Genomic DNA, 15,733 nt, shown 5'->3' on the forward strand with positions numbered 1-15,733 from the left:
CATTTATCTTATTACAATATAAACTGCATATACTGCATAGAGAGCAACCATACACAAACCTTCGATTCTTCCGATTTTCTTCTTTGTCCCTGCAAATATCCATACACACACAGTAAATGCAACCAGTACACACAGATCAATAATATTCTCTCTGATTATACTGATCGGACTGATCACTGATGCAATACCAAGTACCATAAGTATGTTAAATATATTTGAACCGATCGCGTTACCAAGCGCCATATCAACTTCATTCTTTCTGGCTGCAACAATTGAGGTCACAAGCTCCGGGAGTGACGTGCCTATCGAAACGATTGTAAGTCCGATCAGTGTCTGACTCATTCCGAGATCACTTGCAATTCTTGATGCCGCATCAACGGTCACATCCCCTCCGACTGCAATCGCTATTGCTCCGCCAACGATAAACAGAATACTGACCGGAACGGATACAAGCTTAATTTCCTCATCCGAGCCACCTTCAATCTCAACTTTCTTTCCCTCTTTGTTGGCCTTTAATGCAATCCTGATCATGTAAAAAATGTATCCTGCAAATAAACCAATAAATATAGCACCATCCATATGTCCCAACGTCATGCCTGTTTTATCTCCAAGGCCGATTATTCCTAAAAGCATTAAGAGTCCGGCACATATAAGTGAAAGCGGAATATCTCTCTTTATCGTTTCTCCTGCAACATTTACTGTGGCTAATATTGCACATACTCCGATAACAACCATCAGATTAAAAATATTAGAACCAACTACATTACTAACTGCAAGTTCATTATTGCCTGCTATTGATGCTGATACACTGACCGCTGTTTCCGGAAGTGATGTTCCCATCGCAACGATTGTAAGTCCAATAATTATAGATGGAACATGCAGTCTCTTTGCTACACTCGAGCTTCCCTCTACAAAAAAATCCGCTCCTTTGATCAGCAGTACAAAACCGATCACAAGAATTACAATTACAAGAGCAAACGGGGCGTTGTTAATGAATTTTTCCATATTGTTCTCCTTTTTCTCTATCCATACCAGTGATGTCAGCCGAACTGTCTGCTACTATAAAGTATGTCCGACAGATTAAAAAAGACTCATGTATATCAATTATCCGCCGGTGTATATTACACAAGCTGTTAATCGATATACATGAGTCTCATTATTTAAGATTTGCCAGATTATACTCTCTTATTATAATCAGAATGTTGACAAATCACACTTTCGTGCTAACTACTCCCTCATGGAATATTAAGTTACTCGATAAATATTATCAAATGTATCCATGTGTGTCAACATCTTATTTTAGAAATATTTATCAGAAACATTTATCAGCAGTGGTCTCAGACTACTGTCCATCCAAGCCACTGCCGAATTTACTACTTCTTTCTATTTACTTTTATTTAACTGTTACCTTTACTTTCTTAGCGCATCCATTTACTGCATAGATATATACATAACAAGTGCCTTTTCCTTTTGCTGTGATCTTGCCATCTTTGGATACAGTTGCTACCTTTTTATTTGATGTGTCATATCTGAATTTTGCTGTATGACCAAAGAGTGGAAGTTTATTATTCTTTATAATAAAAACTTACTAAATTTCTGATTATCTTTTCATAAGTTGGTAAATGCCGATATATCCCGTATTTTAGGGCTTTATCGGTATTTTCTTTTTGGAAGATACCTTGCATAAGCTGGCATTTACCAGCATGAAAATGCAACCAAAAGTAGTAAATGAGTAGTAAATATAAGCTCCGATATTAACAAGCCAGTCTTTCCAGTTCTGCTTTTGCAGATTGAAATGTACCGTGTGCATAATAGCCAAGTGTCATGGTTATGTTAGCGTGTCCCATAAGATATTGCAGGGTGTTTGGGTTCATTCCTCTGTTTGCCATATTCGTACAGTAAGTATGTCGGAATGAATGTGGTGTGATGTTCGGTAACTTGTCCGTGTGATACTTGTTATACTTCTTAATTAGTCCTCGCACCATGCCCTCATAGTTTCCTGCAACTTTAGGTAAGCCCTCACGGTTCAAGAATAGGAAATTGCTATAACCACCTACAATCAACGGTTGTGCCTTTCCTCTGTTCTTTAGTATTCTTTGGATTGCTTGATAAGCCCGTTCTGTCAATGGAAGTTCTCGTTTTCCGTTTTTGGTCTTTGGCGTTTCAATATAGTAGCCGATTTCGCTGTCTTTCAATAACTGGTGGTCTATATTGAGTATTCTGTTCTGCATATCAATATGCGTCGTTAGTCCGCAAAATTCAGAAATACGAAGTCCCGTTTCCAGCAGAAGCACAACCTCATCATAATACTTGCTGTAAATCTTATCCTTTTCCATAAAGGCAAGCAGGCGTTCTTCCTGCTCTGGTGTAAGGATAACTTTCTGCTCCGTATCATCTTCCAGAACATCACTTAGCTTAAATTCAAACGGGTTCTTTCTGATACAGTCGTCTTGTATCGCCATGTAAAATGACGCTTTCAAGGAACGCTTGTAGTTATCAATCGTTTTATAGGCGTATCCTTTTTCGCTCATTCTGATAGCCCATTCTTTAGCGTCCGACTGCTTAACAGTATCAATCGCCCTCATACCCAATGGGTCATTTTTCAGAGCGTTCATAAGATACTGTCGTCCTTTTTCAGTAGCCCTCTTGATGTTCTTTCTTTGGCTGTTCTTCTTGTCGTAGAGCTGGCAGACTGTCATTTTACCGCCTGCTGTATCGATACCGTCGTTAAGGTCTTTTTTAATCTGTGTTTCTTTTTCCCTCAACGATATATCATCACGCTTTCCAGCAGGTGTCTTGTCTGTCGGTACAAGTTTCCAAGAATAGATAAATTGTGGCTTTCCGTATATATCGGTATATTTATAAACGTATCTTCCGTCTTTTCGCTGGCTCTCTCCATTACGCAAATTGCGATTTTTACTGTCTTTTCGTTTTACATTAGACATAGTGTAAAGCTCCTTTTGATATGTAAGGGTCATAAAATGCCAGTAATTTTTCAATCGCTTTTTCGTTTCCGTCCATAGCTGATGAAATCAAGTAATAAGACGGTTTCTTAAATAACTGTTTCATTTTCTAATGTTCCTCCTTGAGTATTTTTTTCATAGTTTCCAAAGCGTGATGTCGGTTTCTAAATACACCGCTTTGCGTGATTTTCTGCAAGTTGGCAATTTCACTTTCTGTCATTTCCAAGAAGTAATACATCAACAGAGTATTGCGTTTTCTTTCTGGAAGTTTCTTCAAGGCTTCTGCCAATTCATCATCAAGGACACGAATATCAATGCCACATACTGAAAAGATTGTATAATCTGTTTCGTAGTCGTCCCAAACAGCCATTTTATCAACAAGGACATCTGGCAATTCGCTGAAAGATATTTCTTTATTCTTACGACGGTTTAATTCCTTGTAATAATCTTTCACGACACTACGGACAACTTTCTTTAAACAACTTTCAAAACGACATTGAACTGTTTTCTGGAAGTCAGACGGTTTCATCAATCTCACCTCCTTTCCTTTATGATTTGAAAAGTGTTTATCCCTCTTTCCGCACCATATAAGGACAGCTAGGTGTGATTTAATGACCTCTTTTGAAAAATTTTTTAAATTTTTTCGGGTATGAAAAAAGCCCGCACAAAACATATAGTCTGTACGAGCCTTTAAAGCTAAAACATAGTAATATTGTATCATTAAGAATCACAAATCACAAGTGATTTGTGATTAATCACTTGTGATTTGTGATAAGTGATTTGTGATTAATATATAAAAGCCCTCTTTAAAGGGCTTTTATGTTTATTTTGAAAAAGAGATAAAATCAATATATCCCTTTTCCCCAATTTTTACAACGGCATTGTAGGGCTTTTTCTCTTTGTTTTTGATTCCTTTTACCAGGGTTTCTTTTCCCTCCAGTAATTCTTTTACATTCGTTTTGGTTAGTTTTTTCTTTCTAAAATGTTCAGCTAAAGTAAACTTACATTCAGGATAATTTGAACAACCATAAAACGATTTTTTTAATACAATATTGTTGCCACACTTAGGACATTTTCCTACAAGGGGTCCCGAGCGCTTAGTGGGAATTTGTACCCCTTATCGATACAAATTCCCCGTAGGCGCTAGGGACCTCTTTAGCTTCTTGGAAGCTGTCAGTAGTATATCTAATAATTTATCTCCATTCCCTTTAGTAACGTGTAACTTTCCAAATTTAAAAAAGCGACTCATAGAATTATTTCCTCCCGTTAAATAATAGATAACTATTAAAAATAGACAATACTTGCTCATAAGTAATGGTACTTAAATTGTTTACTTTGGCGTGTTCCATTGCTTGATGAAACTGATTTTTAGTAAACAGTTGACGATATTCTCGATTGACCCATTTTGAAACAAAGTACGTATATAGCTTCCAATATTTATCTGGAACATCTGTGGTATGGCGGGTAAGTTTTATTAAGACACTGTTTACTTTTGGTTTAGGATGAAAGCATTCCGCTGGCAGCTTAAGCAATTGCTGAATCGAGACTTGAGTGTGCAAGAGCAACCCTAGTGTTCGGTGAATATCCAAGGTACGCTTGTAGAATCCTTCTTCAACAATCAGATAGATGTCAGACGCACGGCTTTCAAAAACCACTTTTTTAATAATTTGTGTGCTTAAATGGTAAGGAATATTCCCAACAATTTTATACCTCTGTTTGTTAGGGAATTGAAACTGTAGAATATCTTGGTGAATTAAAGTGACACGAGTATTCAGTTTTAATTTTTCTGACGATAAGTTGAATAGATGACTGTCTAATTCAATAGACGTTACCTGTTTACTTATTTTAGCCAGTTTCGTCGTTAAATGCCCTTTACCTGTTCCAATTTCGTAAACGGTATCGGTTTCTTTTAAATTCAATTGTTTTATTATTTGGTTGAGTACTTTTTCACTCGTTAAAAAGTTTTGAGAATATTTTATATTTTTGTTCATGTAATCACTCCTGAAGTGATTACATCTGTAAATAAATACAGAAGTTAAACGATTTGTTTGTAATTTTAGTTATCTGTTTAAAAAGTCATAAGATTAGTCACTGGTAGGAATTAATCTAACGTATTTATTTATCTGCGTAATCACTGTTTTTAGTCTGTTTCAAAACAGTAGATGTTTTATCTACATTACGCATTTGGAATACCAACATGACGAATCCCTCCTTCTTAATTACAAATTTTTAGCATCTAATTTAACTTCAATTCCTATTATACAAAATTTTAAGATAACAGTCAAGAACATATCTGCACAAGTTGTAGATATACCATAAATGCTGATAATCAACATGATTACGCTTACCATCAAATAAGTAAGTGTTTCTTGCTTATTAAAATTATCCATAGTACAACGTGAATTCCAGAGAAAAAGAGAAATCGCACCAAGAATAATACTTAAAACAAAAATGACATTTCTTTTTTTACTGTCACGGAACATTTTCTTTTCATTTTGTTTGTCAAAATAAAGAAAATCACGTATCGTCATTTTACTTATTCTTCTTAATAGATTAAGCAAAACCAAAACATAAATAGTTAAAAAATAAATTATCAATAGTCCAATAGAAACGAAATTCAAAGAAATAAAGAGAGTTTTTGGAATACCCAGTAAGTTTACAATTACTAACGACACAAACTGGCTGAATAAAAAGCCAATAGGAATAGCTAATACAAATGCTAAAATTCCCAACAGTATATTTTCAATTACAACTAAGTGGGCAATTTCTTTTTTCTTAATGCCAAGAAGCATATATGTTCCTAATTCTTTACTTCTTTTTTCAAACATAAATTTCGTTGTATAGTTGATCAAAAAGCATATCACAAAAATAATAAGAATATTTACAGCGAACAATGAATTCTTAAATGCATCCATACTGGAACATAACTTTACAATTTCATCAGAATTTGCCACCAAATTAAAAGCAAATATAAGAGAAAAGGATGCAGTAACGGTTATCAGATAAATCAAATAATCTTTAATATTTCTTTTTGTATTTCTATACGCTAACTTACCTAACATTTCCCACTTCACCTCCGAGCAAGGTTAATATATCCAGTATTTCATTGAAGAAATCTTTTCTGCTTTTTTCCCCTCTGAAAATTTCATTGAATATTTTACCGTCTTTCAAGAACAAAATACGTTCACAGAAAGACGCACTAAACGGGTCATGTGTTACCATTAAAATAGTAGCCTGCATTTTCTTGTTGATTTCAGACATTGTTTCCAGTAATAATCTGGAAGCTTTTGAGTCCAAAGCTCCCGTCGGTTCATCAGCTAAAATCAGTTTCGGTTCATTGATTAAGGCTCTAGCACAAGCACAACGCTGTTTTTGTCCGCCAGAAACTTCATAAGGAAATTTCGATAAAATATCACGAATACCCAATTTATCGGCGATAGCATGAACTCTTTTCTCAATATCAGTAGGGTTCTGTTTGTTGATAACCAATGATAAAGAAATGTTTTCTCCAATCGTTAAAGTATCTAAAAGGTTGAAATCTTGAAAAATGAACCCTAAATTTTCACGTCTGAAATCAGCAAAATCTTTATCCTTGATTTTGGTAATATCTTGATTATTGACTGTAATGTGTCCGCTGGTTACAGTATCAATCGTAGAGATACAGTTTAATAGGGTAGTCTTTCCAGAACCACTAGCTCCCATGATTGCGACAAATTCGCCCTTATCTACATACATAGAAATACCGTCTACTGCCTTTGTGATATTTCCAGAGTTACCCCCGTAGTATTTTTTTACTTGCTCTAAATTTAAAATGTGTTCCATTAAAAATCGCTCCTTTCTTCCTGCCACATTTATTTGTTTTGGAATACAATTAAATTATAGCAAGGGCAGTATTCAATTACACTTACAGTTTTGAAAGTAAACAGAGAGTAAAAGAGCCGTGATAATGCAGATCACAATTTTGTGAAGCATTTCCACGACCCTTTTATTATAATTTTGCCTTTGTCTTTTTCGTAATGATATAAATATATTCTTCTGGTGTAGGGCGTTTATTCCCAAAATACTTTTTGAAATTTGCCTGCACCTCTGGGTCGGTGCTATTCATAGCTTCATCAATCGTAGCTTCAATATCCGCCCGAACATCAGCCAATGATACACCGCCAGCTTTTGCACCAGCTTTCAATGCCTTTTTTATATCTCTTTTGTTCAGTCCTATCATATTCATACCTCAATTCTACTTTTTAAAGCTAATAAGTTTTCCATTGTATTTTACAATGATGAATATGATATAAAACACTCCTACAACAATCAAAATAAGACCTATGTAATAGCCTAATTCAGAATGAGAGATTAAATTGATAATCGGCATAACAAGAATACCAATACTAACCAGTAAAGTGCCTATTCCTATTTTTTTTGTAAACACCTTTTTATCTTTAGGGTCAAGTTGTGTATAATGATAACCATGTAATAAAGTAATATTCTCTTTTATACCTATTTGATAAGATGTAAAAAGTAAAAACAATCCTATAACTATTTCAACAATCAATTCCTCTAATTCCATAATCGTTCTCTCCTTTAATCAAAATAAAATAATTCTTCAAATTTTTTATCTAAAGCTATACAAAGCACTAATGCCAATTTTGCTGTTGGATTAAATTGTCCAGTTTCAATAGAACTAACTGTATTCCGAGAAACCCCGACTAGTTCAGCTAATTCTGTTTGTGATAATTTTTTTTCTTTTCGTACAGTTTTTAATCTGTTTCGCAAAATTAAATGTTCGTCCATTCTATAAACCTACCATTAAAAATTTATAAAAGTAATACCCCATAAATAGAAAAAAGAATAAAGCAATAACAAATTTGGATTTATTTTTTGAAATATGTGCTTCATAACCCATAGAGCCAAATGCCACAGACCCAATAATTGTCATTATGTCATAGTAAGGTTCTTTACAAACTGCTTTAATGAAAAGAATTAAAATGCAGATAAATAAAACAAACATTAAGCCAAAAGATTTCCCTTGAAGTTTAATATGTTTTTCGTATTCATCAAGATATAGATTCTCTTTTTTGTTTTGTGATAGTATTTTTTCTTTATCCATTATATAACGCTCCCTTCAAATAATACCAAGTACACTTGTCATTTATATTATAGCATTCGGTCATTACAAGTCAATATTTTTGCACAGTTTTCTTGTCGTTTTGTAAAAGCGTGCAAATCTGATAGGAAATGCACGCTATATCATTTATCCTACAATCTTCCAGTTACTATCCTTATGTAGCACAAGCTCATACTGCGATACCTGCGTCGCTTTTGTCTGATTATCAATGAATTTTACCGCAACCTTGACTTTCACATTGTCGCCGTCCTTTATAAAGATAGGGTTTACCAGTTCAGAATAAAGGTAGTCCCTGCCGATAGGTTCAATCACATTTCCCAATACATAGTAAGCAAGCTCTTTTTCCGTCGCTGTTGGGTACAGCTTAAAGAATGTTTCCAGAAAAGCGGTAGCGTCATTTACCGTATCAGCGTCCACGCTTGCGTCTGCTTCTGGTGTCTTAGGCTCATAGTCTGATTTTTCAACTGCTGGTGCAAGGGTAGGGTTTTGAACGATTACCATATCCCCGTCTGCGTCCACATAGACTTTTACAGTATAGGTTGCTTTCACATTGCTTGTCTGTTCTCCCTCTTTTATCTGCTGATCTACTTCGTAGGTAGCAGAAAAAGTGTCCGCTCCCGATTGCTCGATATGCCATACAATCACATCTGTAACCGTGGAGCTGGTCGGTATATCGGTTCTAATGGTGTCTACATTTAAGTCCTGCAATTCCTTTGTCAGATAACCGCTGATTGCCTGCGTCCTTGCTTCGATAGCTTCTTTGCTGTTATCCCATGTGTAATAGGACTTCGCAAAGTTTTTCACGAAATTTTCTATCCCGTTGGTGTCCTGCAAGCAAAGTTCAATGATTTCTTTTTCATGGGTGGTGTGCTGGTCGATAGCCGTAAAATTCTTATACACCCCAAAGCTCACGCTTGCGACAAGCACCACCCACAACGCAATCACGGTTTTCTTATGTGTGCCTACCTTGACAGTACGCACCTTTTTTTCTTTTGGTTCTTTGATAGTTTCTGTCTGTTTCTTATTCTTCTTAAACATATTTTTCAAGTCCTTTCTATTGTTTTACTCGTCCTGCACCGATTAAGTGCTGTTGCCAGTAACTACTACTTAGGTCTGCATATCCTATCGGGTCGCCTGCGTGGTACATCTGTGTCGGCGAAACAAGAATACCGACGTGTGTTACATACGAACCAGCGTTATAGGTGGAATGGAAAAACACCAAATCGCCTGCTTTTGCCTGCGAGAGTGGCAGATGTTGGGTTGCGTCATACTGTGCTTGTGCTGTTCTCGGTAAGGAGATACCAGCTTTTCCATAGCACCATTGCGTCAATCCCGAACAATCAAAGGAAGTATTCGGGTTACTGCCACCATACACATACTTCCAGCCTTGATATTTCAACGCTTCATTCATTACCTTTTGTGCCAGTTCTCCCGATACCTGCGGAACTGCTAAATACTGATTGACTACTTCCACATAGAACATATTTCCATAGCCATACCGCCAGCCCCCATTCTTAGCAACGGCTATCGGGTTGGTGTAGGTTACTTTCTTTCCACCCGATTTCTCACGGGCGAAGCTCTCTGCAAGATTAAAAGTGTGTTTTTTTCCTTTTCCTGCCACATATCCCACATAGCCACCGCCATAGTTATAAGACTGTATCGCTACATTCAAGTCGTCGATACCTTGATTTTTGCAGGAAGAAAGCAGGGACGCAAAATACTTACACCCCTGCTTGATTGAGCTTTCCGTATCTAAGGAATTAGGCGGTAAACCAAGACTTTCCGAACTCTGCATAACATCTTCTGCCGTACCGCCACTTTCTACTTGAATGATAGCAAGTAACACATTGACATACTCGGAGATACCGTTTTCTCTGGCGTATTTTTCTACCATAGGCTGATGTTTCAAGACTTCTGCGGATAGGTTCATACCCGTAATGCCAGAAGAAAAATTGCTGTTCTCGTCGTCGCTGTCCGCACTAATGAGGACGCCAAAGAAAAGCACCAGAGAAAAGAGGATAGGAAACAGACTGCCAATGATAGCGATATGTTTCAGTTTCATTTTTTCTTCTGTCCTTTCTTCGTTACAAGGTTACGGGTTTTCTCTATGGTCTGCTGGTTCTTCTGGACGCTCTGGGTCTGCTGAACCTTTATCCTGCGGTCTTTGGTGTCATTCTGGCGTGTTTCCTGCGATACCACTTTTTCTACATTCTGCCTATGTACTGTCTGTGTAGGCTGGGGTGCTTTCTTATCAGAAGCACCAGAAGATAACGGACGCTCTTTGATAACATTTGTCTTGACTGGCTCACTTGCTTTCGGAGTTGGAGCTGTGGCTGGGCGTTTGACTTCCTGCATTTTTTCAACACTCGGCTTTGGAATGGTTGAAGCTGTGACTGGTCGCTCATGGGGACGGGTAGCTCCCGTTGTCGCTGATCCGTCAGCCTTTCGCTGTACCTGCCTTGCTTCTTGTGCCTTTTGAAGCTCCATACGTTTGTCAGCGATATTTTTCTTACGCTGTTCCTGCTTTTCCAAGCGTCCCGTCTGTCTGGACTGCTGTTCCTGCACCATGCCACGCTTGAAGTCGGACACGCTGGACTTTGCCTTTTCCTTTGCGGAATACACCGCATAAGCGGTCTGTGTCGGCATATCCTTGATATTCTCTTTGACAGCGTTTGCCTTGTCTTTCACTTTATTTTTCGTATCTAAAACAGCACCGACTTTTGAACCTGCACGCTGTCCCATGCTGGAAGTGGTATTGCCCCGATTTTCTTTAGAAGCCGTATTTTTTCTTTCGGCTCTCTTGCCAGCAACGGCACTTCCAGCCACCGCACCAGCTACACCGCCCGAAATACCGCCAGCACTTACCGCCCTTGCAATACGGTGTTCCATACGCCTAGCCCGATGTCGCATAAACAGATACGGTCTGCGGAATATGCGTCGTCCCATGCTTTGACTGTCGCCAGCATTAAGTGAGAACATACTCATTAAGTCGCCCAGCTTCATGTAGATACCAGCGAAACATACTATCTGCAAGAACGCCACCATAAAGAATGGGTAGTCTGTGGAAATGTTGTAAAACATACTGGAAATACTAAATGCCACCGTTACAATGAGCGTTATTCCTGCCCGTGTCATTATGGTATTAAATACTCTCACGATTGCCTGCTTTGCCATGCTTTCATAGCTCGGTATCATGGAAAGTAAAAAACTGATAGGTAAAAACATTGCAAAGATAATAAAAAGTATCTGGCTGAACAACATCATGCCCGTAAGCAAGAATACAAATATCGTGATACCCAAGTTAAAGAACAAGAGGAAGAACACCATACCCAAACGGTTCACGACCTGCGGTATTGTCAGATTGTTATTGTCGTTGTCCTCGATTTCTGTTTTCACGACTTCCTCTCTGGTTTTCCCGTCCTCGTCCTCTGGACTTGCCGATACGAGAGCTTCTACACGGTCTGTCCCGATTTCTTCTGCGTTGCTGTTCCCGAATTGAAGCAAGAGCCACGGCTGTTCCACTTGAATAGAAAATAGGCTGTCCCGTATCAAGTCCACGCTGTCCTTACCCTCGCTGTCGGAGTTAGGGAGCATGATTTTTGTTCCCAAATCCAAAGAAGCGGTACTGATGTCTGATGAAAATTCATTTATCTTCTTGATATAGTCGGGAGCATAAGCAATAAATGAAGCGGACAGCACGAACACCACCACAAAGTTGATAACAGCGTGAAGTGCTTTGCTGGTTTCCCGTTTTATCAGTCCCGTATAAGCAACGTACATTCCCACCACTAAGATAATGAGAAGCAGGAAACCAACATAGAAGCCCGTAGAAGAAAAGCCGTTCTCGGTAACGCCTGCAAGGGTCTGTATGCTCTTTCCGATACTGTCTGCCATATCATTGATGAAGTCCAGCTTATAGGCTTCCTGCACCACATAGCCCGTTGCATTACTCAAATACAAACTGATAGTCCAGACAAAGTTGGTAATGCAGTACAGCCCGTATTGTACCGATTTTCCGATACCGTCGAGCCAGTTCCACGGAAGCCACGACCAGCTATTATCGACGAAAAAATCAAGCTGGTAGTTGGAAAGGGGATATTTTGAATAAAGATTTTCTGCGTTTATGGTATCGTCTACAAGCCCCGTCGCATGAGCCACCGTCCCCAAAAGTGAAAGCAGGATAAGGGAGAGTGCCACCACGAACAGAGCCATTTTGAGAAAGTGGAAAATCTTCTTTTTTGTGAACACACCTTTTATCCTTTCTTTCATCACTCCACCTCATTTCTCTGTACGGGCGGTCTGGTATCAAAGGCGTGTAGCAGTTCTTCAAAGACTGGGTGTATCTGCACCACACCGACACGCCCGTATAAGTCCTGCAATAAGCATTGTCCGTTCTCCAAATCACGCAAGCGTTTCTGGTTGTTCTCATCGTCCTTGTCGATACCGAAAAACTCTAAGGTCTGCTTTATCTCGTTTATATCCGTGCTTCTAAATGCAAACTTTAAGCCGATATTGTTTTTCAGACTTTCCTTTGACACGTCATAGGCAGACTGGGTAACGAAATAAACGCCTGCCTGCATAGCTCGCCCAGCACGAACCAGCTTATTTGATAAGGTTTCTCCTTGTGCCACATTTAAGAACGCCCACGCTTCGTCTAAATCGACAATCTTAAAAATGCTTCTGTCCGAATGGATAAAATCAAGGGCAAAGGTACTAATCACAATCAGCATAGACACAGACAACAATTCAATGGTCGTGTATTCTTCAAAAGTGGTATCTTTATCTGGCAGTACAAGGTCGGCTACTTGAATGATATTGAGCTGATTATCCAGACTGATAGCATTTTCTACCGTACCGTCTGAAAACAGCAGGTGTGCAAAGTCGTAGTCCGTGAAGCTGTCGATATGGTCTGCGATATTTCTTGATATGGGCGTATCTTCACGGCGTAGCTCGTCTATCACATGGAGCAAGCCCCGACTGTCGCTCTGGGTAACGGAGCGTACTGCCTTACGAAGTACGGGGAATTTTTCGCCGTCCCTTGAAGAAATACCCGTAAGGAATGTTAAGATGTCGATTGCCAGACTTTCAGCGTCTTTTACATTCTTCATAATCACAAACGGGTCAAGAAGCCCTGCATTGTCCTTATCGCTGGTAAGATTTACGATATTGATTTCATGTGCAATCTCTGGGAGCGTTTCTTTCCAGTTACCACGCTCACTTTTAGGGTCTAACAGAAGTGCTTGACCGCCAAACAGCACCGCATAATATACCAGAAGATTGTTACAGAACGATTTCCCACCGCCAAGCGAACCGACAAAAGCAGACGCTAAAGCGTTGGTAACTGTACCTTTTACACCTTGACTGGCAAGGGACGGTTGCAGGTACACATTTCTTCCCGTATCAACAGAATAGCCCATATAGATACCCGTAGTTTCTCCTAACTGCTGTGTCGCACCAAAGCCAAGCCCAGCTAAAAAATCTGATTTTACATACTGCACATAGTCATTGATATATCGCTTGCTGGCTGGTAAAAATTCAGAATGAAGCCCCAGCATATCCCCAGCAGGACGCACCAGCTTTACATTGAGGTCGTCGTAAAAGTCCTTGACTTCATCACAACGGCGTTTCAGCTCGTCAAGATCGGGTGCAGACACCCGTATGACGTAGCTTAACTTATACATACTTTCTTTTGTCTGGTCTAAATCAGTTTCCAGCTCGTCCACGCTGTCTAAAGCGTCCACCACATTTGAGCTGGTTTCACTTCCTGCTTGATAGGCGTGATTATCAAGGTCTTTCAGTTCCTTTTTCTTGTTGCGGACGGTCGTTAATGCTTTCCGATTTTCCACGATTTCTACATTCATGCTCGTATCAACGGGGAATGTGAATTGCTGTTGCTGGAAATAGAAGATTTCAGACGACGGAAAATCAAGCTCTCCTACAATCGCATTGACGGTAAAATAGGACACATATTCTTCTTGCCAACCGCATGACCTGTAATGGATTTTCCGATGGTCACTTTCTTGCCAGCAACCTTCTTATATGCAACTACATAACATTTTACATTATCTTTCTGATTTACAGCCTTCTTATCCAGCTTATTGATCGTCACAGATAAGGTCTTTGCAGATTTTACAGACTTAACAACGGTGTATTTTCCCTTCTTGCAATATGCCATATATACATCATATCCATCTGCTTTTGCAACCTTGCCCCATGTTACTTTAATCGACTTTCCTGTAGTGATATTGAACTTGGAGCTTAATGCCTGATCATTTGCTTTTGTCCGTTTTGCTTTTACAACAGGGGACTGCTTCACTGTCCACTTAGCATAAAGAATTGTATTTCCTGTTAATGCTTTACCCGGCACAGCCGCCTTTGTGAGTGCCTCGTCTGTATACCAGCCTGCAAATTCATATCCAGCTTTACTTGTTGTTGGAAGCACATCCGGGAGCTTCTTTTGATGTACAGCTTCAGTTACTTCACTTCCGCCATTTGTGTTATATGTGATCTTATATCCAAGGTTATCATTCTCGATAACTGTATATGGAACATTTCTCTCTAATGGACTATTTGAATTTGTTGTATACCAATTAAAATCTGCATATCCAACATCATCTTTATGGTCTTTATGTTCATTCGTCTGCTCAACCTCATAACACTTCTGATCTCCATCACTGATTCCTACATCTATATTATCCGGATCAGAGTCAGCAGATGTGATCCAGATCATATGACATTTCCTACATACAGTGATCCATTTATTAGGCGATAACTGATTACCAAAATAAATCTTGTCTCCAACCTGCACTTCATCTGCTTTTAATACTGTATTTGACGCATCTACGATATCTGCCGCAGCTTTCTTGTCTGCATCTACATACTTACAGATTGAACATGTATATCTGGCTTCACCTGCAGTTCCATAAGAATGTTCCTGGAAATCTTCCTTCAAATCACTATGTTCACAGGTTGCCGCATGCCAATGACCATACTTATTACTTTCCCATAAATGAGAAAACTTATGCGTATGCTCTGTCCATTTCGCATACAACGTTATGTCTTTAACCACTGTAGAACCTGCCCACACTCTTTCTGTAAGTGCTGCGTCCTTATACCAGCCTGCAAATTCATATCCCTCTTTTGTAGGAACCGGTAAGTCTTTTGGAATATTAGTCTGTTTTTCGGCCTTTGCAACCTCACTTCCACCATTTGTATTATATGTGATCGTATACCCAAGTGTTCCATTTTCCATAATCGTATATGGTGTATCAAATGAAACCGGAGTTTTTATATATGTTGTATTCGTTGTTGCAAAATACCAGTTAAACCAAGCCCAACCAACAGAACTTGCATGATCTTTATGTTCCTCTGTTTTCTTCATCTCTACACTTATATGGTCAGCATTATATGCAATCCAGACCATATGACATGTTGTACATACTGCTACCTCAGGATTTGATGTAGTCTGAACTCCTCTGTAAACCGTATCCCCTACCTGTAGAGTCGTAGGATCAATCGTTCCTGACCTGTATTCTGTTGCATTTACTTTCATTGTTCCCATGCCTACAAACATAACAATGCCAACCAGCAAGGCCGTCAGGATGCCTGTAACTTTGTTTTCTTTTAGTCGTCTTACCATATTTTCTTA

Annotated in this window: 18 protein-coding genes and 1 pseudogene; all 19 read right to left on the minus strand. The window is 38.8% G+C overall.

Going from position 1 to position 15,733, the window contains the following annotated elements:
* Positions 1-3: 3 nt before the first annotated feature.
* Positions 4-1,005, minus strand: coding sequence for a calcium/sodium antiporter (locus WKT03_RS04340; protein WP_008402794.1), 1,002 nt, complete (start codon positions 1,003-1,005; stop codon positions 4-6).
* Between the two features lie 388 nt (positions 1,006-1,393).
* On the minus strand, positions 1,394-1,579 hold the full coding sequence (locus WKT03_RS04345; protein WP_340391065.1) for an Ig-like domain-containing protein: 186 nt from the start codon (positions 1,577-1,579) through the stop codon (positions 1,394-1,396).
* Between the two features lie 175 nt (positions 1,580-1,754).
* On the minus strand, positions 1,755-2,945 hold the full coding sequence (locus WKT03_RS04350; RefSeq protein ID WP_003062094.1) for a site-specific integrase: 1,191 nt from the start codon (positions 2,943-2,945) through the stop codon (positions 1,755-1,757).
* The gene (locus WKT03_RS04355; RefSeq protein ID WP_445293041.1) at positions 2,938-3,069 is read right to left on the minus strand and encodes a helix-turn-helix domain-containing protein; all 132 of its coding nucleotides are present in this window, start codon (positions 3,067-3,069) and stop codon (positions 2,938-2,940) included. The genes WKT03_RS04350 and WKT03_RS04355 overlap by 8 nt, the downstream gene beginning before the upstream one ends.
* Before the next feature lie 3 nt (positions 3,070-3,072).
* The gene (locus WKT03_RS04360) at positions 3,073-3,492 is read right to left on the minus strand and encodes an RNA polymerase sigma factor (RefSeq protein ID WP_003061815.1); all 420 of its coding nucleotides are present in this window, start codon (positions 3,490-3,492) and stop codon (positions 3,073-3,075) included.
* Between the two features lie 294 nt (positions 3,493-3,786).
* Positions 3,787-4,071, minus strand: coding sequence for a topoisomerase C-terminal repeat-containing protein (locus WKT03_RS04365; RefSeq protein WP_002326770.1), 285 nt, complete (start codon positions 4,069-4,071; stop codon positions 3,787-3,789).
* A gap of 145 nt (positions 4,072-4,216) precedes the next feature.
* The gene (gene erm(B) / locus WKT03_RS04370; protein ID WP_008687088.1) at positions 4,217-4,954 is read right to left on the minus strand and encodes a 23S rRNA (adenine(2058)-N(6))-methyltransferase Erm(B); all 738 of its coding nucleotides are present in this window, start codon (positions 4,952-4,954) and stop codon (positions 4,217-4,219) included.
* 124 nt (positions 4,955-5,078) lie between these two features.
* Positions 5,079-5,162, minus strand: a complete 84-nt coding sequence (locus WKT03_RS04375; RefSeq protein WP_001814874.1) for a 23S rRNA methyltransferase attenuation leader peptide — start codon at positions 5,160-5,162, stop codon at positions 5,079-5,081.
* Between the two features lie 20 nt (positions 5,163-5,182).
* On the minus strand, positions 5,183-6,025 hold the full coding sequence (locus WKT03_RS04380) for an FtsX-like permease family protein (protein ID WP_003060411.1): 843 nt from the start codon (positions 6,023-6,025) through the stop codon (positions 5,183-5,185).
* Positions 6,015-6,785, minus strand: a complete 771-nt coding sequence (locus tag WKT03_RS04385; RefSeq protein WP_003061398.1) for an ABC transporter ATP-binding protein — start codon at positions 6,783-6,785, stop codon at positions 6,015-6,017. Before WKT03_RS04385 ends, WKT03_RS04380 begins: the two co-directional genes overlap by 11 nt.
* A gap of 166 nt (positions 6,786-6,951) precedes the next feature.
* Complete coding sequence (locus WKT03_RS04390) at positions 6,952-7,182, minus strand: hypothetical protein (protein ID WP_003060191.1); 231 nt, start codon at positions 7,180-7,182, stop codon at positions 6,952-6,954.
* Between the two features lie 15 nt (positions 7,183-7,197).
* A complete protein-coding gene (locus WKT03_RS04395) occupies positions 7,198-7,527 on the minus strand; it encodes a DUF3784 domain-containing protein (RefSeq protein ID WP_003061243.1) in 330 nt (109 codons plus the stop codon).
* A 14-nt stretch (positions 7,528-7,541) separates the two neighbouring features.
* Positions 7,542-7,751, minus strand: coding sequence for a helix-turn-helix transcriptional regulator (locus WKT03_RS04400; RefSeq protein WP_007286202.1), 210 nt, complete (start codon positions 7,749-7,751; stop codon positions 7,542-7,544).
* 1 nt (position 7,752) lies between these two features.
* Positions 7,753-8,067: a DUF6442 family protein gene (locus WKT03_RS04405; protein ID WP_003061887.1), complete on the minus strand. Its 315-nt coding sequence runs from the start codon at positions 8,065-8,067 to the stop codon at positions 7,753-7,755.
* Between the two features lie 144 nt (positions 8,068-8,211).
* A complete protein-coding gene (locus WKT03_RS04410) occupies positions 8,212-9,123 on the minus strand; it encodes a conjugal transfer protein (RefSeq protein WP_003062215.1) in 912 nt (303 codons plus the stop codon).
* A gap of 16 nt (positions 9,124-9,139) precedes the next feature.
* Positions 9,140-10,147 carry a bifunctional lytic transglycosylase/C40 family peptidase gene (locus tag WKT03_RS04415; RefSeq protein WP_003059774.1) on the minus strand — a complete coding sequence of 336 codons (1,008 nt, stop codon included), beginning with the start codon at positions 10,145-10,147 and terminating at the stop codon, positions 9,140-9,142.
* Positions 10,144-12,354 (minus strand): CD3337/EF1877 family mobilome membrane protein, encoded by a 2,211-nt coding sequence (locus WKT03_RS04420; protein WP_003060083.1) that lies wholly within the window; start codon positions 12,352-12,354, stop codon positions 10,144-10,146. The genes WKT03_RS04415 and WKT03_RS04420 overlap by 4 nt, the downstream gene beginning before the upstream one ends.
* A pseudogene (tcpF, locus tag WKT03_RS04425) lies at positions 12,354-14,063 on the minus strand (conjugal transfer ATPase TcpF); the annotation flags it as partial. The pseudogene tcpF and the gene WKT03_RS04420, both read right to left, overlap by 1 nt.
* Positions 14,021-15,724 carry an InlB B-repeat-containing protein gene (locus tag WKT03_RS04430; protein ID WP_340390963.1) on the minus strand — a complete coding sequence of 568 codons (1,704 nt, stop codon included), beginning with the start codon at positions 15,722-15,724 and terminating at the stop codon, positions 14,021-14,023. The gene WKT03_RS04430 and the pseudogene tcpF, both read right to left, overlap by 43 nt.
* Positions 15,725-15,733: the final 9 nt, after the last annotated feature.

The organism is Coprococcus sp. HCN-4056, from assembly GCF_037892645.1.
In the GTDB taxonomy this organism is placed as follows: Bacteria; Bacillota; Clostridia; order Lachnospirales; family Lachnospiraceae; genus Coprococcus; species Coprococcus ammoniilyticus.

Bases quoted from the DNA above. Each gene is read 5' to 3' on its own strand.
- WKT03_RS04395 (WP_003061243.1), bottom strand. From the start codon at position 7,527: ATGGAATTAGAGGAATTGATTGTTGAAATAGTTATAGGATTGTTTTTA.
- WKT03_RS04355 (WP_445293041.1), bottom strand. From the start codon at position 3,069: ATGAAACAGTTATTTAAGAAACCGTCTTATTACTTGATTTCATCAGCT.
- WKT03_RS04430 (WP_340390963.1), bottom strand. From the start codon at position 15,724: ATGGTAAGACGACTAAAAGAAAACAAAGTTACAGGCATCCTGACGGCC.
- WKT03_RS04380 (WP_003060411.1), bottom strand. From the start codon at position 6,025: ATGTTAGGTAAGTTAGCGTATAGAAATACAAAAAGAAATATTAAAGAT.
- WKT03_RS04385 (WP_003061398.1), bottom strand. From the start codon at position 6,785: ATGGAACACATTTTAAATTTAGAGCAAGTAAAAAAATACTACGGGGGT.
- WKT03_RS04410 (WP_003062215.1), bottom strand. From the start codon at position 9,123: ATGTTTAAGAAGAATAAGAAACAGACAGAAACTATCAAAGAACCAAAA.
- WKT03_RS04400 (WP_007286202.1), bottom strand. From the start codon at position 7,751: ATGGACGAACATTTAATTTTGCGAAACAGATTAAAAACTGTACGAAAA.
- WKT03_RS04375 (WP_001814874.1), bottom strand. From the start codon at position 5,162: ATGTTGGTATTCCAAATGCGTAATGTAGATAAAACATCTACTGTTTTG.
- WKT03_RS04415 (WP_003059774.1), bottom strand. From the start codon at position 10,147: ATGAAACTGAAACATATCGCTATCATTGGCAGTCTGTTTCCTATCCTC.
- WKT03_RS04390 (WP_003060191.1), bottom strand. From the start codon at position 7,182: ATGATAGGACTGAACAAAAGAGATATAAAAAAGGCATTGAAAGCTGGT.
- WKT03_RS04405 (WP_003061887.1), bottom strand. From the start codon at position 8,067: ATGGATAAAGAAAAAATACTATCACAAAACAAAAAAGAGAATCTATAT.
- WKT03_RS04420 (WP_003060083.1), bottom strand. From the start codon at position 12,354: ATGAAAGAAAGGATAAAAGGTGTGTTCACAAAAAAGAAGATTTTCCAC.
- WKT03_RS04340 (WP_008402794.1), bottom strand. From the start codon at position 1,005: ATGGAAAAATTCATTAACAACGCCCCGTTTGCTCTTGTAATTGTAATT.
- WKT03_RS04350 (WP_003062094.1), bottom strand. From the start codon at position 2,945: ATGTCTAATGTAAAACGAAAAGACAGTAAAAATCGCAATTTGCGTAAT.
- WKT03_RS04360 (WP_003061815.1), bottom strand. From the start codon at position 3,492: ATGAAACCGTCTGACTTCCAGAAAACAGTTCAATGTCGTTTTGAAAGT.